At 62.4% G+C, this 20353-nt stretch carries 12 protein-coding genes and 4 pseudogenes; 5 read left to right on the top strand and 11 right to left on the bottom strand.

Translation table 11 applies throughout. From position 1 onward, the window contains the following. Positions 1-85: 85 nt before the first annotated feature. A pseudogene (locus D3H54_RS06380) lies at positions 86-960 on the top strand (IS3 family transposase); the annotation flags it as partial. A gap of 7 nt (positions 961-967) precedes the next feature. On the opposite strand, the gene D3H54_RS06375 reads toward D3H54_RS06380, so the two are convergent. Continuing rightward, entirely contained in the window at positions 968-2362 is a 1395-nt protein-coding gene (locus D3H54_RS06375) for an IS30 family transposase (protein ID WP_149378336.1), read from the bottom strand. Between the two features lie 47 nt (positions 2363-2409). On the opposite strand from D3H54_RS06375, the pseudogene D3H54_RS06370 reads away from it, so the two are divergent. Next, a pseudogene (locus D3H54_RS06370) lies at positions 2410-2700 on the top strand (integrase core domain-containing protein); the annotation flags it as partial. A 107-nt stretch (positions 2701-2807) separates the two neighbouring features. Here D3H54_RS06370 and D3H54_RS06365 read toward each other — a convergent pair. The 9 genes and pseudogenes from D3H54_RS06365 to D3H54_RS06330 form a co-directional block, all read right to left on the bottom strand. Beyond that, positions 2808-3473, bottom strand: coding sequence for a helix-turn-helix domain-containing protein (locus D3H54_RS06365; protein WP_149378335.1), 666 nt, complete (start codon positions 3471-3473; stop codon positions 2808-2810). A 350-nt stretch (positions 3474-3823) separates the two neighbouring features. Beyond that, positions 3824-5488 carry a TniQ family protein gene (locus tag D3H54_RS06360; protein WP_168214792.1) on the bottom strand — a complete coding sequence of 555 codons (1665 nt, stop codon included), beginning with the start codon at positions 5486-5488 and terminating at the stop codon, positions 3824-3826. Further along, a pseudogene (locus D3H54_RS32330) lies at positions 5485-6620 on the bottom strand (ATP-binding protein). Before D3H54_RS32330 ends, D3H54_RS06360 begins: the two are co-directional and overlap by 4 nt. Next, on the bottom strand, positions 6617-8185 hold the full coding sequence (locus D3H54_RS06350; protein ID WP_286199139.1) for a TnsB C-terminal domain-containing protein: 1569 nt from the start codon (positions 8183-8185) through the stop codon (positions 6617-6619). Before D3H54_RS06350 ends, D3H54_RS32330 begins: the two are co-directional and overlap by 4 nt. Next, on the bottom strand, positions 8182-8691 hold the full coding sequence (locus tag D3H54_RS31680) for a hypothetical protein (protein WP_286199138.1): 510 nt from the start codon (positions 8689-8691) through the stop codon (positions 8182-8184). The genes D3H54_RS06350 and D3H54_RS31680 overlap by 4 nt, the downstream gene beginning before the upstream one ends. After that, entirely contained in the window at positions 8688-9425 is a 738-nt protein-coding gene (locus tag D3H54_RS06345; RefSeq protein WP_286199137.1) for a TnsA-like heteromeric transposase endonuclease subunit, read from the bottom strand. Before D3H54_RS06345 ends, D3H54_RS31680 begins: the two co-directional genes overlap by 4 nt. 149 nt (positions 9426-9574) lie before the next feature. Continuing rightward, positions 9575-11629 carry a hypothetical protein gene (locus D3H54_RS06340; RefSeq protein WP_149378333.1) on the bottom strand — a complete coding sequence of 685 codons (2055 nt, stop codon included), beginning with the start codon at positions 11627-11629 and terminating at the stop codon, positions 9575-9577. A gap of 42 nt (positions 11630-11671) precedes the next feature. Beyond that, positions 11672-13651, bottom strand: coding sequence for a hypothetical protein (locus tag D3H54_RS06335; RefSeq protein WP_149378332.1), 1980 nt, complete (start codon positions 13649-13651; stop codon positions 11672-11674). Beyond that, positions 13648-14340 carry a hypothetical protein gene (locus D3H54_RS06330; RefSeq protein ID WP_210419655.1) on the bottom strand — a complete coding sequence of 231 codons (693 nt, stop codon included), beginning with the start codon at positions 14338-14340 and terminating at the stop codon, positions 13648-13650. Before D3H54_RS06330 ends, D3H54_RS06335 begins: the two co-directional genes overlap by 4 nt. A gap of 264 nt (positions 14341-14604) precedes the next feature. Between D3H54_RS06330 and D3H54_RS06325 the strand changes: the two genes are divergently transcribed. Together D3H54_RS06325 and D3H54_RS31675 are read left to right on the top strand one after the other, a co-directional pair. Continuing rightward, the gene (locus D3H54_RS06325) at positions 14605-15798 is read left to right on the top strand and encodes an AlbA family DNA-binding domain-containing protein (protein ID WP_149378331.1); all 1194 of its coding nucleotides are present in this window, start codon (positions 14605-14607) and stop codon (positions 15796-15798) included. A gap of 524 nt (positions 15799-16322) precedes the next feature. Next, positions 16323-17083, top strand: a pseudogene (locus tag D3H54_RS31675) (Mce/MlaD family protein); the annotation flags it as partial. A 251-nt stretch (positions 17084-17334) separates the two neighbouring features. Here the strand turns inward: D3H54_RS31675 and D3H54_RS06310 are convergent. Continuing rightward, positions 17335-18156 (bottom strand): GGDEF domain-containing protein, encoded by an 822-nt coding sequence (locus D3H54_RS06310; RefSeq protein ID WP_286199136.1) that lies wholly within the window; start codon positions 18154-18156, stop codon positions 17335-17337. 792 nt (positions 18157-18948) lie between these two features. Between D3H54_RS06310 and D3H54_RS06305 the strand changes: the two genes are divergently transcribed. After that, entirely contained in the window at positions 18949-20202 is a 1254-nt protein-coding gene (locus tag D3H54_RS06305) for an IS30 family transposase (RefSeq protein WP_432246501.1), read from the top strand. Positions 20203-20353: the final 151 nt, after the last annotated feature.

Here is a 20353-nt window from a genome sequence, read left to right as displayed (position 1 = left end):
GCGGTTCGGCATTGGGTCGGGACTGCCCCCGGTTTGGTTGACTCCTGACCTGTGAGGATTCGTCCTTGCTGGAAGGATCAATCTCGTGCCGAAGCCGTTTCCTGCCGAGTTCCGTGCTGATGTCATCGCTGTGGCCCGCAAGGGTGAGGCGCCGATGCGCCAGATCGCGAAGGACTTCGGGATCTCGGAGGCCTGCCTGCACCGCTGGCTCAAGATCGCCGACCGCGAGGACGGTGTCGACCGGCCCGGTCCTGCCGCAGCCGGCGAGGACGTAGCAGCGCAGCTGCGTGAGGCGCACAAGCGAATCAAGCTCCTCGAGCAGGAGGCTGAGGTGATGCGCCGCGCGGTCGGATACTTGTCGCGGGACGCCAACCCAAAATGATGTACCCGCTGGTCCTTGACCTTGCCGCCGACGGGATACCCGTCACGGTGACTTGCCGGGTCCTGGGATTCTCTACCCAGGCGTTCTACAAATGGCGGAAAGCTCCTGTATCGCAGCGTGATTGGGATGATGCGCACCTGATCAACGCCGCCCGCGACATCCACGCCGATGATCCCGCCTTCGGGTACCGGTTCATCGCTGATGAGTTGCCCGACCGTGGGATCACCGCCGGCGAGAACCGCGTCGCGCGGCTGTGCTCGCAGGAACGAATCTGGTCGATCTTCGCCAAGAAGCGTGGACTGAACCGCCGATCCGGACCACCAGTACACGACGACCTCGTGCAACGTCAGTTCAGCGCCCAGGCCGCCAACCAGGTCTGGCTGGCCGACATCACCGAGCACCGGACCGATGAAGGCAAGCTCTACCTCTGCGCCATCAAAGACGTCTACTCCAACCGAATCGTCGGCTACTCGATCGACTCCCGCATGAAGTCCTCACTGGCGGTGGCCGCCTTGACCAACGCCGTGGCCTTGCGTTCGCCGGTTTCGACGATTGTCCACTCCGACAGAGGCAGCCAAGGCGGATTCAATCGGTTGTCGCAACACCGGCTTGTTGGAGCAAGAGTAGCTGGTCGTTGAATGCCTCCGCGGGCGTTTTCCAGCCGAGTGTCTTGCGGGGTCTGGTGTTGAGGGCGTGAGCGACGGCTTCGATGTCTTCTGCGGTCCATCGGGAGAGGTCGGTGCCCTTCGGAAAGTACTGCCTTAAAAGACCATTGGTGTTCTCATTCGTTCCGCGTTGCCATGGTGATTGCGGGTCGGCGAAGAACACAGGTATACCCGTCTCCACCTTGAACTGGGCGTGCGCGGACATCTCCTTGCCTCGGTCCCAGGTCAGAGATCGCGCCAGCTGAGCTGGCAGAGTCGACATCGTCTCGGCCAGTGTGTTTTTCATGGTGATCGCGCCGTAGCCAGCCAGGGCTGGACCGTTCTTGATCGTGTGCCTGTGCCGGTAACCCTGCTCGCGGGGCAGGTGGACGAGCATGGTGAATCGCGTTGTGCGTTCGACGACGGTGCCGATGGCTGAGCGCTCCAGTCCGATCAGTAGATCGCCTTCCCAGTGCCCAGGAACCGCGCGGTCAGCAACTTCTGCGGGGCGTTCGCTGATCAGCGTCTCCGGTGTGACGTGCGCCCAGGCCTTGCGGCGGGACCGCTCCCGTGGCGCGCGTAGAGCTCGCCCGGTGCGAAGACACCAGACCAGCTCGCGCTTGAGCGCACCGCGGCCTTCAATGTAGAGCGACTGATAGATCGCCTCGTGGCTGATACGCATGGACTCATCATCGGGGAAGTCGAGCTTGATCCGGTTGGCAATCTGCTCTGGACTCCAGGCCTGCACCCATGCTCGGTCTTTGCGGTGTGGCTTGTTGTTGCCGGTCCATCGCGGTCGCTGCGGCCCGGCCACGATCGAACCGTCGGGTCTGCTTATCTGGCCCGACAACCGTTCCTGGACATAGGCATGCAGCCTCTCATTGGTGACTAGTTTGGCCGGCTTCGGGCGCTTGGCGCTCAGCTCGGCCTTCCACTGTGCAACCGACGCGCGGTACTCCGATGTGTATCCGCGAGTGGCAGCGTTGCGGCGCAGCTCACGCGAGACGGTGGAGGGATCTCGACCAATCGCCCCAGCGATCCGGCGGACTCCAGCACCTTGGACCCTCAGCAGCGCGATCTCCTCGCGCTCATGGAAAGACAGGTAACGTCCCGACAATGGCGTGAGATCGAACGGTGGCATGCCGCCAGCGTTGTGGAACCACCGCTGCCCCACCGGCGCCGACACGCCGACAGCGAGGGCAGCGACCGCCGGCAAGAGGCCCTTGGCAATCTCGATCCAAAACAACCGCTCGATCTCGCGCTGAAGCCGCGGCGCCCCCGGCGACCTCATCGCACGCGCAACCGCACGATCCGCTGCTTGCTGCCGACGAACCATCGAACACCCTCCAAATTTTCAGGGTGTTGCTTCGACCGGTTGAACCTAGTCAATTTCGATCTCGGAAGTTCGTCCACGCACTGTCACACAACGGGTTACACGGATCGATGGGACGAGTCGGAGCGTGCGGTGACAATGCCGCAATGGAGTCGTTCTTCGCCCTGCTGCAACGCAACGTGCTCGACCGACACCGATGGTCCACCCGCGCCGAACTACGCCTGGCGATCGTGTCCTGGATCGAGCGGACTTACCACCGTCGCCGCCGGCAACGCGCACTTGGCAGGCTTACCCCGATAGAGTTCGAACTGCTCCACACATCAGTCGCAACCGCGGCCTGAATTCACACCCCGCGAGTCAACTGAACTCGGGGCAGTCCCGTCATCGCTGGACAAGCGGTGGGTAGTCTGCGAAAGCAGACCCCCGTGGTGAGTGGTGCGGTAGGTGTTTAGGGGCCGCCGTGGTGTGCGAGTTCGGTGATCGCTGCAAGTACGTTTGTGCCGAAATAGGTGAGCCGTACCGGTGATCGGAGCACAAGGTCGTGCCCGAAGTCGCGTTCCAGTCGCTGGACAGTGCTGGCGACGGCAGGAACGTTTGTTCCCAGCACGTGGCCCGCGTCAACGAAACGGTGATGCTGTGCGATGACCGCGAAGCGCTGCAGTCGCTCCCAGCCGCCGTGTCCGATCAGAGCAGGGACCAAGACGGCTGGGATGATGTGATTGGCGGCGAGCTCGGCACGCGTGCGGCGGCTGCGGGTACGCACCGGGATACCGTGTTTGGTCGCGAGGGTAGTGAGCGTTACCGGGCCCATGTGGAGTTCGTGGCTGATGTCATTCATGGACCGGTGTTTGGTGATGTATTCGGTGTAGAGCCAGTTGGGGTCTACGGAGTGGCTGGCTTTCCCGCCCGGCTTGCGGAGGGTGAGGCCGTAGTCCCGGGCAAGCCTCTTCACCGTGGAGTCGCTGACGCCCACGATGGCGCCGATGGTGCGCAGGCTCTTTCGCTCATCGACGTAGAGCTCGCGCAGACGGTCCGCGGGCAGCGCCTGCACGGCACGCTGATAGGCGCGGCCCGGTCGCAGGGCCCCGACGCGCGGTGTCTGCGGTGTCGGCACTCGAGGCGGTGCAGGACACCGCTCGAGCGCGTACCGGACGAGGCCAGTGTTCACGTCAAGGCGTCGCGCAATAGTCGGTATTCGCAATCGTTCATTGGGGACCAGCCGGTGTAGGCGCGTGATGTCGATGTCGTCGATGCCACATCCGGGCAGGCCTAGTGTGTCTATCAGGTCTATTGGCGGCTCCCACGCGACGGGTTCATCGTGGATACCTTGTCCCGCAAGGAAGTTCACTGCGCAGGCGTGCAGGCCTTCGGACAGTGCAGGGGTGAGTCGCCGAGGGAACTCATTCAGATGTGCGCCGATGGTTGAGGCTCGGTAATCATCCGCGGCAGCCTCAGGTACCCCACTCACTTGCTCACGCAGATATCGGCGCGCAGTGGCGAGCCCTTGCGGCTGTATCCGGATGCTGCGGACAACGTCTTCCACTGCGCCTCAGGCAGCAGTCCGGTGTAGTTGAGTCGGCGTCGGCGGTCGTAGTCGATCGGTGCGCCGTCGCGGTCCAGATGGTCGGAGAGGCGGATGAGCGCGGTTCGGATGTCCTCCCAGCGTCCTGATGTTTTGAGACGCCAGAGCAGGAAGACGACGTTGTATGGCGTCACCCCATTGCCCAATATCGCTGCCGCCTCGTCGACGTCGAGACTGGTGGATACCAGCAGTACGGCCACCGATAGTGCGGTGCGCGCGGAGGGTTGGTAGAACGACCGGGGGCACAGTCGCAACGCCCAGCTGGGCCACAGCATTGACGGCGTGCACCGCAGCAGGCGGTGGCGGCGGGCGCCGTCGTTACGTGGCCGCTGCGGGAACGGGGTTCCGAGCCGGTAGTGGAGTTGATCGACAGGGCTGAGTTGCGCCTCGGCGGCGATCAGCTGAATCGCTTGCAGGACCGGACTTGCCGTTTGGGTGCCGGGGTCGTCGGACATCGATGTCCGGTGCAGGTCGTAGCGGTCGACATCGCTGGGAAGTTGCGCCAGCGGCGCGGCGGCGGTGTGACGATCGGATGAGCCCAAGACCTGCAGCGCGGCGGAGATGGCCACGGCTCTGATGATGGGCGGCCCGGTGGACCACTGGTGCGAGCTGACGGCTGTGTCCTTGCGGCGCATCGGGTGGGGGCTGAGCGCCGTGCTGTATTCGGCGACGAGATCGGGCGGAACAAGCTGGTCCAGGTAGTGACCGGGCACCGCGGCCAGGATGTTGCGTCCCAGCAGCCGGATATCGGCCAGGACGTCGGCTGTGGGCCGGGCGTGGCGGCGGTAGGCACCCCACGTGACGACTCCACTGGCCAGGAGGGCGGACATGGCGCTCTGCGCGGCCAGCGCGGGATGATCAGCACCCAGTTCCATGACGGGGGCCTGTCCTAGGTCTGCGTCGCAGCGGGCGCGGGTCCGGCCGGTACCAGGGACCGGGCAGTGGCAGTGACCCGGTCGCGGCGGCGTCTGCCCAGTCAACGGCCGCGTTCCTTGGCGGCGACCGCAGGTCGGGCAGCGATCTGCCAGCAGGCAGCGATGCTGGGTGCAGGCGAACGTCCAGATCAGCAGCCACTCCAGCTTCCACCGGCCCCCGCTGGCGGCCAGGCACTGCGGGCAGAATTGGGATCCGGCGACGCGGTGCCATCGAGCCAGCGTGGTCAACCGCTCTGGTGGCCCGAAGATCTCGGCGGCAACGGCTGCATAGTGCGCCAGTGTCAGCGCTTGGATGTCGGCGGCCGAGTAGCCGGTGACAGCACTGAGCACGGCCCTATCCTCGAGGATCACATTCTCGACATTGACGCGCCGGCGAAGGTCCCCACCACGCAGGCCCATATGGTCGTACAGATCGCTCACGCAGACGCCGAGCCGCACTGCGCAGGCTTGCAGCCAAGAGTGCAACGATTCACCGGGCAACGGATCCGTGCGCAGCGGAAGAGTCCGCAGACCCTCCGGATCGGCGTCCGATTGCCGCCGGGACAGGGCCTCAAGATCCGATAACAGTGACCGGCCGTCGGGCGGTCGAGCTCCGATCATGAACGAATTCACGACACCCTGGCGCGGGCTGTCTTCGGTTGCGCGCTGAGGCGCCGAGCGCGAAACGCGATCTCCAGCTCGGCCCGAGCGCGCTCGGCAGCGCTGTCAATGCGGAACGCGTCCAACACTGTGCGCGTTAATGATTCGGTGCCGGTGCGGATCGCCCGCGCGCAGCCGCGCCGGATGAGTTCCATCAGCGAACCGATGTGTCCGGTGCTGCGGATGAACAGGTAATCGAGCATCTCGCCGTCGGTGAGCATCCCGGGGCGCTTGTTGGCCAGGATCAATCGTTCTTCCACAGTGCTCAACAGGGTGCGCCACTGGCGCCGTGCCCGCTCGGTGTTCACCGCGTAGGGCCGCATGTCGAGCATGGTGGTGCGGCGCAGCGTTTGGGCGAGGACAGCGTCTTCGTAGGCCGGGCCTTCCATGAGAATCCCGCGCTCCCCCAGCCCAACTCCGATGAGTAACAGGGTGACGGGGAAATCGTTGGCGATGTATTTGAAGTGGTTGCTGATCTCGATTCCGCCGTGTTGTTGCCAGTGTAGGAAGTGCACGTCGTCGACGATCAACAGCCGGGTCTCGCAGCTCAGGACACAGTCCAGCGCCCATTTCCCCAATAGTGTCGTGGTCCGCGCCGCCGGCCGGGGTGGGCGTAGAAGTCACACAGGGCGGTGTTGAAGTCTTTCATGCTGGTGTTGCCGCGCAAGCCGACCCGGCAGACCGGCCACCGTTCGTCGCCGGCGCGGGTGTAGTCACCGTAGCGGGCGACTTCACGCTGGTGATATTTCTTGGCGAATTCTTCGACGGCACAACTTTTTCCAAGGCCGGGGTAGCCGTCGATAGCGACGGAGCCTTTGGCGTGCTGGCCGTCTTGCTGGTTGCAGTCCACGATGTCCCACAACGCTTCGTGGACCGAGACGAGCATCGGGGTCTTGAACGGGCCCAGGTTATTGTGCCAATCCGTGCGCCGACGGTTGTACTCGTCGGCACCGCCCTCCCCGAGTCGACGAATCTGGCTCTTGGACAGCGATTCCGGGCGCACACGCGCAGGCGCGTGCACGAAGTCACCCCAGCCTTCCTTCCGCGCCAGGGTGAGGTTGTCCAGATGGGACACCGGCGGCGGCGCCGCCGTCTTGGTGGTCACAGGTCCTCCAGGGTGTCGTCGTACACGCCGTCGGCGGCAGCGAACGGGACATCATCGAGATCGTCGCCGATGGATGCGGCCTCATCAGCGGCTGCCTGGGCGGGGTCGATGCCGGCCAGGACCCGCTGTGCGGTCGGAAGCGCGCTGACACTGATCGCAGCGGCCAAATCGGTTTCCAGAGAGGACTGTTCGCGACACACCCGCAGGGCGGCGCGACGTTCCGCTGGGGTCCGGCCCTGGCTCAGATTGCGTCGTTCCAACAGCTCCGCCAGCGCCAACTGATCGTCGAACACGGGGTGTCTTGCTTTGGCGAGCCGGCGCGCGAACTCCAAGCCGTCCTCATTCATCGGTGCCGTCAACAGGGATGCGTGTGTCCACAGCAGTGGGTGCCATGTTCGGGTGTGGTGGAGATCGAAGAAGAAGATCTGGCGGATGTCATCGGGGTTGACCTGAAACGGCCACTTGCCCTTCTGCTCAGTGAAGGGGCTCTTCTTGCCGACGTAGTCGACGAGCACGCGGCCCCGATAGATCCGGCCGTTGACTTCCACGCCGTAGTGCTGGATGGTGCGCCACACCACCGGCAGGAAGCGATACGCCAGGTCGGGATCGCGGGGCACCTGCAGATAGCCGGCCCGAGCGATGCCGTGTTCAAACATCTGCGCCGGTGACATGCCCAACGACCACAGCCCCGGTTCTCCGATTCCGTCATGGGGGCGCCGGTGATAGACGCACGCCACCCACTCCCGCATCAGCGCTTCGAGCTCGTCGAGGAAGAAGTAGGCCTCTGTTTCCGGTGACAGCCCACGGGAGTACACGTCGGGGCCCTTGTAGCCGGGCAGCTCTTGCGAGAACCCCTCCCGAACCGTGCGGAAGAACCGCTCCACCGGTCCCTTGTCTCGCCCCGTGCGAATCCTGGCCGGCTGGATCGATATCCCCGCTTGCCGGCACGCACTGGTCAACGCCTCCCCTACGTAGATCCTGCCGTGATCGACCACCACGGTCTCGGGCGCGATCGCCGGTGACGCGGCGAAGACACTCTCAGCATCCAACGCCTCGGCGTCGATCAGAACCGATTTCGGGATCCCGTGCGGCGGCCACACCGCCTCAGCCGGCCAACCCCGCCCCGCCGGAGCCGGCCGCAGACATTGATAGAGCACAGTGGCGGCATCAAAGGCCTTCGCCGCCCCGGGGGTCAGCCGTAATCCGGTGATGCATCGCGAATACCAGTCCATCGCGACCGTCAACTCCACGCTCGTCCACCGCAGCGTCTGCGGGTCCATCGCGAACACATCCAGGCGCGTGGTATCCATCAACACGTACTCCCCCGGCCGCGCTGGGCGCAGCATGCCGTAGGCCTCAAGCGGTCGAGCAGCGATGTCCCGGTTACGTTTTGACGAATGATGAAAGATCGGATGGCGTCGCTCGAGGTTGTCCAGAATTGTGTAGGCCGTGGACTTTCCGGGCAGCCGAATCACGCCGGGGCCATAGGTAGCGGCGATGCGGGCTCGTACCTGGGCAATGATGTGCTGCTTGCTGGGACGGGATGAGTCAGTGTGTTCGATCATGATGTCGAGCGCGATGCGCTCGAAGACTGCGAAACGAGCTCGGTCCGCAATGATCCGGGCCGCTCGACCGTGCGGAATCCGCAATGCAATTCACGGGCCTTGGCAGCAATGCGCTCGGTACGAGCAGTATTGAGCCGGTACGCGGCTCGCGGCTCGAACGCTGAAGCGGTCCGCGCATTGCCCGAGCGATAGCCGGTCAGCACTTCGCGTACATGCGCCGCACGCTCACGAGCAACACATCGTTCGGCTTCCGAGGCCGCATCCCACACCACGGCCGCCGGGGTCGTATAGTCGGATAGTTCAGGATTCAGGTCGTCGCCGAGCAGGCGGACTTGATCTGAAAACATCAACTCTTTCAGAGCGATTCGCCGAAACGTTCCCGTGCGGAGATCCTTCGTCGCCAGCACCACATCACCCCGCGCGTAGTGCAATTCGACCACTTCCGCGATCTCGCCGTCGTACACAAACCGGGTGCCGATCCGCACGTCGGCCGCAGCAGGTTTCATGGCCTCTCCAATATCGTCGACGAACTCAACGGTTCATCGAGGCCAGCGGACAGTTCGTGGCGCCATAGCGAGTTCAAGACCGCAGCGCGACACAGCGGAGGCGAGAGTTCCGGGAAAGCGCTCGCCGCGTGTGCAATTGGATGACCGATGAATACCGGTATCGCCAGCCGGACCGTCTCGCGCAATTCTGAAGACACCAACCAGTCGCGCCGAAAGCCCGCCAAGAAGCGGATATTCGCGAACCGCACTGGCGCCAGCTCGGACACCACCTGGTAATCCCAGCCAAGCGAGCTGATGACTTCGCTAGTCCACGCGCACAACGCCTCAACATCCGGATGAGCCAGTCGCTCCGCGCGCACCACGTCCACGACTACCGGGCCATCGACGGTGTCCCACAGATAGTCCGGAATGTGCCGACGGAGCCGACCTCCGACGTCGGCGCTCAACAAGAATGGCTGAGCGACCATCGCACGTACATCTGGCTCGAAGTCTGCGCGGATCAGACACGACAGCTCCAGCCGCGACTCATAGATAACGTGATCACCTGTCGTGGACGACCAATACGTCCCCGAATAGTGCCGCTGACCGAAATACCACCGAAACGTCCGCCACGGACTCGCCGCCAACAACGCCGACGCAGGCACACGACCGGCCGGCAGACACCGCTCTTCCCCCGCGGCGGGCCGAAACGCGATCACCGCGGAAGATACGTCGACATCCACACAAACCGACATCACGTGCTCCAAGAGCATCACTGCTCTTCATCGAGAGTGGCACCACACGTGACGGAACGTCGCCGAATCGAGAAATCGTGCGCCGCCCTTTCTGCCGGTCCATCTAGCGAGAGATAGAGGAGTGACCTTCCGCGACGGCCAACGGGTAGCTACGTGGAGAGACCGCTGGGAGTCAGGCGGTTGCCTGCAACGACTCCGACTACCACCATGCGCTCTCTAGTGGCGCCAGCCGGGCAGTGCTTGGCTAGCCATACCGACTCGTCAAGCCTCAGCGTGCCGTCGGGGTGTGGGGTCAGGTCAAGCACGAGCAGTTGCCCGAAAGGCACGTTTGTATTGCCGTATTCGGCAGCTTGGTGAAGGTACTTTTCTTCCAGATCGTTCGGATCCGAAGCGGTAAGTTCTCTCTTGATCTCGGTGAGGTATCGAACGGTGCCAAAGGTGACAATGACGTCCGCGCGACCGATTGCGATATCACTCCGCTCTACCGCGACCAATCCACTCAATGGACCGCTTTGGAGCCATTGATGGAAGTCGTACTGCAGATCAGCCTCAACAGGCCGCGGGTCACCGTCTTCTAGCACTCGCCGATAGTCCTTAATCTTCTCCCCCAGTCCCCATGTCTTGGTTGTGAGGTCAGCGCGGCTAAGGAGAAACAACAGAGTCTGCTCCAGAAGCAGACCAAAGCTTTTTCGTGTCTCACCAACAAAGTCCGGTGACTGTGCCATCTGCTGAAGCAAGTCGTCGAGAAGGCTATCCAGGACCGGATGCGAGGTTCGCGATCGGGCGAGTTCCCTCGTTTGTACAACGCCTTCCAACAACCGAAGCTTGCTGTCGGTCAATCCGTTTGCGAGGTCCTCGGCGTGTGCCGCACCAAGGACATGAACGAGCGACGGTGCAAGAAGGTACAGCCGAGGCGAGTCGACGGGTTCGTCGTCATCGTCCTTGTCGCCGTCCAATTCTGTTGTAACAGATTCGCTTTCGCGCGATCGTGCCGCAACGACCTCGATTCGACCGAGAAGCTGATCGGCGGTAGCTCGATCAAAGGGTAGTGGGTCCGCACTCGGCACCTCAACGCACACACGCCGCAATGCGGCGAGCAGGCTTTGCTTTTCCAGAAGCGCATTCTCGATCGTCGGCTCGACGACGGCTGCCAGTCCGGGTGACGCAAGCAAGCCGGGTAGTGGGCGTGCTGTCCGTGATTGTGCATAGGCATCGAGAACAGTGGAAAGTGCTTCCCAGACATCGAGCCAGACGATTTCGTCCAAGCGATTCGCTGCTGCCTGCAGTAGCAGTACCAGTCGTCGCCACGATAGTTCCGCAGCAAGTCTGGGCTGCAGCCAGGCCGGCGCATGCATCCCGCTGAGCCACGCACTCCGCTGACTCAGCGATTCATCAAGTCGTCCACTAGCATCCGCCATCCGGGCCTTATCCTGAGCCGCGAACGCAAGCAGTGCGTCACATGCGGCAGCATACGTCTGCGCGTCATGGCGGCCTTCCTCGGCGGCATCGACAGTTGTGAAATCCGCCCGGGCGGTCGTTAATGCATGCATTGCCGACGGCAAGGATTCCGCATTGAGTGCGGAACGTATTCCCCAGCAACCCAATTCATACACGGCGTCTATTCCAGCGGCAGGATCGTGGCGCAACTCTTCCAATGCGCCGTGCAGCGCCGCGGCGATGACATCATTACTCGCCCAGCAATCGCTGGCTGCCCCGACCAACCGAGGGAGACGTTCGGCGAACTCTTCTGGTATCGATTTCGGCAGTTCCGTCAGGTGACTGAGCACTGCGAACGGCGGACTAGCCCCAGCAATCGCAAGACGGACTGCTCCTTCTAAGCGACCTGCGGCGAGCAGAGGTTTGGAGCTGATCAACGTGGTGAGGTCGTGCAGAAGCGCGTTGGACACCTGTGGTCCATACGTCTCGAGGATCCGCTTGCTTCCAAGAAGTGCATCCACGCTGCCGGCCAGCGCGAGCAGGCTCCGTTGATATGGCAGTGCGTCGATGAATCTCGCGATAGCTAGGTGCCACTCGTCTAGGCCCATCTCCATCGCCGCAGCCAGTGCTTCTGCCAAGATTGGAGCGTACGGGCCCGCCGCGATCTCACGAGCTTCCTCGTCGGCACCTTCCGCGCGGATATCGGTGAGCTCGGGCAGCAGGCCCGCAGCCGCCGCGTCCCGCAGATGTTCGGTCAGGCCTGTCATATCAGAGTCCGTTGAGCGAAAGTGGCTGCGAGCTCGGGGTTTTCACCACAGCGGAACGCCTTCGTCGGCCGCTATCAAATAGTCGGCAGGCAATGCAGCTTGGCTGACGTCGAAGTCGGCCGTAGTGATCAACACTTGGATGTGGTTATCCGTTGCCAACTGCGCCAATTCGGAAAAGAGTGCCGTCGCGTCCAGGTCCTGGACCTCTTCGGCCTTCGGGCTATCGAGCATGATCAAGCCAGGATGGGTCGAGATCCCCCTTCGAGCACCTATGCGCAGCAATGCAATAACGACGGCGATTCGTAGTCGTACCTGCTCACCCGGGGTCTGCTTACCAAAATACGACTGCGCCCCACCGCCTTTGATGATCTTCAATCGGGCAGCTCGGTCGATCTCCACTCTTTCGAGCGCTGTCATACCAAATCGATGACCAAGTTCCGTTATCTCAGTGTTCAATTCAGCGAGCAGATCAGAAGCTGCGACCTTGCTGTCTTGGTCTAGGACCTTGTCCGCTGCGGCCAGGACCTTCACAACGGTATCCGGCTCCCCATTGCCCGCCCCTAGGGCCTCTGGCAACATTTCGAGCGCACCGTTCCATCGGGCGACCTCGAGTTCTGCGTTCACGCGCTCACGTACTGTGCCAGCGGTCCCGTCAGCCCGCAGTTGTTCCTGCGCCGTTGCCAACTGTTGAGTGAGCCGCAGCAGATTCGACTCAGCTGATTCGAGGTCTTCCTTCGCCCGATGCTCCGCGGCACGGCTGCCCTCTAGCCGTGCCGCAGCCTCCTCGACGATTTCCTGAGGGTCCTCTGCTTCGCCAACAACCTCGGTTGTACACACCGCGCAACGGTGGGAACTGACTTCAGTCTCGCGGCGCTGCTTCGTGATTGGAGTTTCACATCGAGGGCACGCGCGAGGATCCAGTCCGTGGAACAAAATCCTCGCAACCTCATTTTCCCTTAGATCGTTCAACGTCTTCTCATCGGATTGTCGCTGTCGTCGAGCTTCTCGAAAGATGCCATTTAGCTCGTCCCGTTCGTCTTGAGCGTCGGCGACTTCTCGGGCAGACCGGCTTGCGTTATCTGCCAGGTCGGTTAACGAAGGGCCAGGTGACCTCTCGACAAGTCGGGAGAGCTCCTCCTCGGCCGCGCTGAGTGCCGCTTGTGCGCGCATTCGATCTGCAGCCCGCTGCTCGGTGGCCACACGGGTGCGCTCTCCGCGGGCATCCTGCTCGGCCTCCAAGACGTCGCGTACGGCCTTCACCCGTGTGAGGACAGCGGCCGCCGGTAGATCGAGGAATACTTGGAGCAATCGGCCAGCCAAGCCACCCATAGACTGCTCGCCGACGAGCGGCTTGTCGGGGCCTGCCGGCAGGTTTATCGCGGAGAAGTATGCGGGCCAACCGTGTGTTTGCGTGCCGACGTCGTCTTCCCCCTTCTTGACCGAATTGACAACGGGTTGCAGGTCAAGGCGATCGAGCATGAACGTCGCGACCTGCGCGGCGAAGTCGTCTGATTCTTGGGTGTCGATCAACACCGAGGCTTGATTGCCGAGGGCATCGAGGTCCGTGGCAGTCAGCACGATTCCTTGAGTCAAACTTCCGTCCTGCAGCGACAGTCGGAATCCGAGAGCCTGGCCCGCAACAGTCGCATCAAGCTCGACTCCCGACAACCACCGGCGAACATCCGCCTGCAACCTGTCGCGCGGCGATCCCCTCAAACACCAGGTGATCAGCTCCAGCACGCTGGTCTTCCCGCGCAGGTTGGAAGCCACCAACGCAGTGAACTCGTTATCGAAGACGAACGTGCGATCAAAAGTCCCGTCGTGACCGGAGCCTGTACGAACTCCGTGGAGGCGCAAGCGGTGAACGCGGATGCGCCGAGGCCGGGATGGCGGGTAAGTCAACGGGATTCCGTAGGTCGTAAAGACCTCCAGGACGTCATCTTCCGACGTATGCGCCACAGCAGCGATCCGGCCAACCAGCGACCCGACCTGCCCTGTTGCTTTCGCCTCCTGCTTCGTCACAAGTGTGCCCCTCCAGTTGTGGAACCCTCACGGAGCTGGGACAGTCGCTCGCGAGCGCGTGCGCTGATACTGCCGATGCGCGCCCCTCGCTCGGTGGTCGCGTACTCCAGCTGGAGGTATTGACGCGTCTTCAAGTCATTCCCTCCACGCCCATCAGCGAGGTCAAGCACCAACTGCACTCGATCCACGTAATAGCGAAATGGCGGCGCCTCTGCAACAACCGTCTGAGCTATTTCACGGCCACGGTTGAGCAAGTAATAATCGTGGCGCGAGGTGTGGCCGATCTGCCCGCGCCGACGCCTCACGATCAACCCTGCACTGCGCAGGACCGCCAGAGCGTCATCCAGCGGCTCATAGGCGCCGAAATGATGGCGCAGCATGGGATATCGACGCACCTCCGGCTCTTCGGAGTCCAAGATCTGTGCCGCCAGTTCGAGAAGTCGCGGCTCACCACTTCTTTCGTAATCGTTGAGCAATTCGTCGGCTAGGTAATCCGGGCTTCGGAGCCAGAAGTCGAGCTTCTGCAATCGCATTTGCCCCTCGACGACTCCAACTGCGTCAGCCAACGCTTCGTCGTCGGGAATCGGGCCCGGCAAGGCCTCCGCCGCGCCATCGATTAACAAAAGAAGTCGAACCGCGTCCTGCTCACGACTAGTTGCGTTGCCTCGGCCCCCGCCGTCCCCGTCCACGACGGTTACATTAAGCCTCCGCACCCGATTTAGGTAAAGCGTTCGCCGCACGCGTTCTGCTTTCGGCGAGCTGACACATCCGCCTGGCTCGGTCGTCCCAATATCAAGCAAACACACTGGCCGGCGAAGAATCCGTCTCGTAGATACACCTTTGGAGGCGATCTGGATAGCGGCGACCCGGGGTGGTTGCGGACTCTCCGGGCAGAACTTGTCAAGGCAAAGGAAGCCCTCCCACGCGCGTTCCACACCGGCGATGATGATGCCGTGGTTGCGAGCAATGATGATGCTGGTAAAGGAAGTCCCGTCGGAATCCGGCGCGATCCTGGCGGCCAGGGCTGGTATTTCGGGGACAAGCTCCGAGAGAACGGCGTATACACAAACGTTTTTGTGGCTCGAGTCTCAGACCTCACCGGCTGTTCCGCCAGCGAACTTCAACGTGTGATGAGGCGCGAGGTTCGTGCTGGTTGCGAGGATCCAACGCTTGAGCTGAGTATGGACGACGAGGCCTATTTTGATGAGGAAGACAGCCCAATCGAACCCATCACATTCCGCCTTGTCGACGACACACTAGCTATCTCTTTCATGTTCTCGACAGGCGAATGGATTTGGGACGAAATTCACGCAGTCGATCCGAGACAAGGGCCAGACGACGAGGTGTACTTCGACGAATTCGCCGCTGGCTCGTTGATATTGGCGGAAATACTCGCGCCTCTGTTCGATCGTAACCGCACCCAGTTGGTCGAGGTCGAGTTCAATGCACATAACCGATCCCCACCGTGGTGGTGGAGTGGGGTCGCGAAAATCAACGCTCGAGGGCGAAAGCTCGACGATCTTTATCGGCTTGGCGAAGACGCAATCGCGCTTATCGACGCGTTCAACCAATCCCGACGGCTTACCCAGGAAACCGCCGTCAACCTCCTTCGGGCGGGCCACGCTCGTGCGCTTGTCGGCCAGTCAGAGAGCCAGTGGCTGGAGGTTAAAAGCCAAAACTTTGACCTCGATACGGGAGTCGGGCAGATCAAGTTGGCTCGATCGGTTGCGAAATTCGCGAACTCCGAGCTCGGGGGAATCCTGGTGGTAGGCATGGCCGGGAAGAAGATCCCCGGCGGTGAAATAATTCAACGTGTTTGCCCAGTCCCGCTGAACGGCAGTCTTATCCGACGCTATCAACAGGCAATCGAGCATCGGCTCTATCCCCCGCCTGATCGCCTGTCAATCGAGTCCATTGGATGCGGTGATCTGGGACTTCTCTTGGTCATCGTGCCCGCCCAGCCTGAAGAACTTAAGCCGTTTCTCGTACACGGAGCGATCGTAGACGGCAACGAAGAAGGAACCTTCATCAGCATCGTCCGGCGGCGCGGCGAAGCGTCAATCCCTGTTACTGCCCCCATGATCCACTCGGCGCTGGCTGCCGGGCGGGCGCTGCTTAGGCGTGGTGAGCTGCCGCCAGAGAGATAACCCCCGTTGTGACGATGATTTCGACGAGGCGCTCCGCCGACCGGTCCGATGGATCGCCTTGGTTTAGGGATTTGCAGCGACGCCTCCGTGCAGTACCACGGCATAGAGGCACCCGCTAGTAGCTAGACGAACTAGGCAATTTCCAATGTCGGTGGCGGATCCGCCAGAATCCGCCATCTTGTTTTGGAATCCGCCACGGAAATTTGGAACCTACAGTCTCTGTAGGTTCCACTTTCTCGTGGCGGATGCCGTCGCCTCTACCTGAGCTTTTCCAAAATTCCACTCAAGATGGCGGACGCCAAATTCCATTTTTCGTGGCGGATCCTAGAACCACACGGTTGTGCAGATCTTGATCGCTGTCCTGTAGAGAAACGCATTCCAGGCGACCGCCCGCCGACGTCACGAGCACCCATAAGTTCTTGGTGCGTCACTGCGTTTGGCCAGAGAAGAAGGTCTGGGTCCGTCGCTCCGTTGGTTCGGTATCCGATAAGATGTCCGTCATCTGCGATCGCGACGGTGACTATCCCACGTGCAGCAGTCTGCTCAATGCCACCAACCGCGGACTGCTGGCGATCCCCCAAGACAACCTGCGCACCACGATCGATGAGGCGTCCGCCGCGGTCAGCGGACTAGGCCCCGACATCTCACGATTCGTCAAGGGCTCGACCGCGCTCGCCACCGACGCCCGGCAGAACCTCGACGACCTGACCAACCTCGTCGACCACGTCGGTCCAATCCTCGACACCCAGACAGACACGTCGAACTCAGTGCATGCGTGGTCATCTCATCTTGCGAGCATCACACAGCAACTGCGCGATAACGACGCGGCGGTGGCCGGAACCCTGGGAAACGGAGCCCCGGCCGCCGACGAGATGCGTGCGCTCTTCGACAGGGTGCAGCCGACCCTGCCGCTCCTGGCGGCCAACTTGGCCAGCATCGCACCAACATTCCGTGCGAAACGGTCCCGGGCAAACGAGCGCCGACGGTGAAGATGTGCGAGAGCAACGAGAATTACGTGCCCCTCAACGACGGCTACAACTGGAAGGGCGACCCCAACGCCACCTCGACCGGACAAGGAGTTCCTCAGTTGCCGCCGGGCGCTGAACAGCCTGCACCGCAGGCAATCCCGCCCGGTTCGGCGCCACCGATCGCTGTCGCCCAGTACAACCCGACCACCGGGGACTACGTGGGACCCGACGGAAAGGTCTACACCCAAGGCAATCTGGCCCACAACGGACCCGGACCGCAGACTTGGCAGTCGATGATGGTGCCGCCCAGCAACTGATCGACGATGTCCTCATCTACGGAAGGCGTGGCGTGAACATCGGAAGCGATCGCATTGCACTGGCGCGCGTCCAGCTCCTCGTGACGGCGCGATGGGTCGTTGGGGCCACATCATTGACGTAGCTAACTAGGTTAGTTTAGCGCTGGGGCGACCTGGAGCAACGCAGTGCCATTTATCTATAAACCGTCTCCCCTCGCAGGGCGACGTCACTGTCGCGCAACGTGGAGTGAATGGACGCGATGGGCAGGGCTCTAGCTGATTGGGCGGCGGTGGTACGTCGTCAGGCCACGATGGTGGGCTTGGTTGCCACCGCCGCGCTTGGCCGTGTACATCGCGGTGTCGGCTTCTGCGACCAGCTGGTTGTACAGCTCGGTGAAATCGGTGCTATCGACACCCTGTAGTGCGACGACGGCGGTGCCGATGCTGGCGGTGACTGGCAACGGAACGGATGCGATAGCGACGCACAGACGCTCGGCCAGCGCGCGCGCTGTAGCGGGCGTAGCAATGTCGGCCACAATGAATTCCTCGCCGCCGATCCGGCCGATGACCGCGCCTTGCCCGCTGTTGTCGCGTAGAGCCTCTCCGACTGCCTTTAGGGTTGCGTCGCCGACGGCGTGGCCTTTGGTGTCGTTGATGGCTTTGAACCGGTCGAGGTCGATCACCGCCGCTGCCAGATAGGCGTCGGCGTCGCGTCGCGCGATCAGCATGCCCACAACGGCATGCTCGATGGCACGGCGGTTGAGCAGGCCAGTCAACGGATCTCGATCGGATTCCAGCAGGTCGATGCCCAGTGCGTGTACGACGATCTGGATCGCGAGCGGAACCGCCAGATTCAACCCTACGACCAGAATGTAGGCCGAGATTGCGAGCAGGACCTCACCCGAAGCGGCGAGCCGGGTCGCGGCAACACTCCCGGCCACGACAGCAACCATGAAGTTAGTGAACATGAACCGGGCGGTATGAAAGAAGGCAAGGTAACCACCCGCTAGAGCCGGAGCCGTGCACGCCATGACGGCGATCAGTGGGTTGGCCTGGATCAGGCACCCGAATCCGATGCAGGCGCTGACGGTCATAGCGAAGGCGATGGACTGGCGTCGGGTGGGCCAGCGCGTCTGCCATAGTGCGGCGAAGCCCAGACCCGCCAGACCGGCTAGCGCACCGAACGTGATCGCCACAGCCTGATTGACAGCGGGCGGACCCCAGAGTTCGTTCACCGGAATCAGGGCCAGGCACAGCGAGACGATGACCATCATCGTTTGGGTGGGCCGCGTCAGATCACGTGCGTGGAGGTAGCCACTAAGCCAGTCGAAATGGTCAGGCTGGCGCCACCACCGGACGATTCGCCGCATCGCGGATCCTCTCAGGGCCCGGCAGACAAGCGGAGCTGCCTTTGCTAAGGGGGACCAAGCCAGGTGGCATGAAACTAACAAAGTTTGCTGGGCTACGTGGTCGCATCGAATGATCTTGCGGTTCGGTGACCGTGACGGCGGACAACCTCGAGTCATTGCGGAGCCGCCGCTGCTAGGCGTGCGCTGCGGGGGCAGCGGCGTTCGACACCGGTGCTGCGAGCCACAAACGCTGATCTGAACGCGGCGATACTGAATGTTCCACCTCCTGCGATGGCACGCCTAGGAATCGAGACCTCGCGAGATACCTCACTGAGGCCCGACAAAGTCGCGTGCACCTGTTGCTTCTGCTGTCGTCGCGCGCTCGCGTCCGCCGGTGTGCATTGCCCACCGAGCGCCAATCCCCAGAGTGTCGCCTCGTTGCGATGCCCGTGTTGACGACGGTCGAAAAGTAGGCCAGAAGCGACGGGGTGGTTTCTAGGCGTGGTCGCAACACTTCTCTAGATTCTGGAGGTTGTGTTGGCATCGTCGCGTCGGGTGAAGAAGGGGCCGGGGCGTCGTCCGCAGTCGGCCAAGCGTCAGCGGTTCATGGAGCTGCGGGCTAGGGGTTGGAGTGTCCGGGCTGCGGTCCGCGAAGTTGGTGTGTCGCGGTCCTCAGGGACGAACTGGTCGCGTGGGCACAAGGTCTACCGCAACGGCGTCGAGGTCGGGTTCGTTCCGCCGTTAGATCGGCTCGCGGTCCGCCAGATCAGTACGCGATATCTTTCCCAGCACGAGCGCATCGAAATCGCCGATCTGCGTCGCTGCGGGCTGAGCCTACGCGTGATCGCCGAGCGGCTCGGTCGATCGGCGTCGACGATTTCCAGGGAGCTACGGCGCAACGCGCTGGCAGGTCGCGGATACCAGCCCTTCGATGCCCATCGGCGAGCCACCGCGCGTCGCGTACGTCACCACCGACGCCGTGTCGACATCAACGATCGCCTCAGCAGTGTGGTCACCGAGCTGCTTGGTCAGCGTTGGAGCCCGCAGCAAATCAGCCGTCATCTGCGCCTCCGCTTTCCTGATGATCGATCGATGTGGTTGTGCCATGAGAGTATTTATCAGGCTGTCTATCAACCGAATTCGCGCTTCTTGCGACCCTCGCGGTTGGCTCCGCACCGACGTTCACCGCTATGCACCGGTCGGGATCACCGCAGAGCCCACCAGTGCCAGCGGCGCCGGCGGCCGCGGTTCCAGCAGCCGATGCTGACCATCCAAGATCGGCCTTTCCCCGCGATCGACCGGTCTGAAGCTGGTCACTGGGAGGGCGACCTCATCATCGGCGACAACCACCTCTCGGCGATCGGCACTCTGGTCGAACGTCAGACCCGGATGCTGCGGCTGGTGCATCTGCCCCGCGCCGACTCCGACTCCCTGCACGCCGGCCTGGTGGCTCGCATGCAGGATCTGCCAACGGCGCTGATGCGATCAATCACCTGGGATCAGGGCACCGAGATGGCGCGCCACCTGGCCACTACCGACAAGCTCGGCGCACCCGTCTACTTCTGCGACTCCAGATCGCCCTGGCAACGCGGAAGCAACGAGAACACGAACGGACTGCTGCGTGACTACTTCCCCAAGGGTGTCACCCTCGTCAACCATCCACCGGAGCACCTGTTCGCCGTTGAGAACGAACTCAACCACCGTCCCCGTATGGTCCTCCAAGACCGTTGCCCCGCCGACCTATTCGCTGCCCTGCTAGCCTCCAGTGGTCCGTCGGTGTTGCGACGTTGACTAGAACCCACCCCGCCGCGACTGGCCGGGTCTTCAACCGTCGTCAACAGCCCGGAATGGCACCTTTAGAGCGAGTCTTCAGCGATTTCTACCGTGTGCCTTAGGCATCAAAATATGTGGCGTACATGGCGATTCGACACCGTTGACCGAT

The organism is Mycobacterium sp. ELW1, from assembly GCF_008329905.1.
Classification (GTDB): domain Bacteria; phylum Actinomycetota; class Actinomycetes; order Mycobacteriales; family Mycobacteriaceae; genus Mycobacterium.
This window is presented reverse-complemented; position numbering and strand designations above follow the sequence as displayed.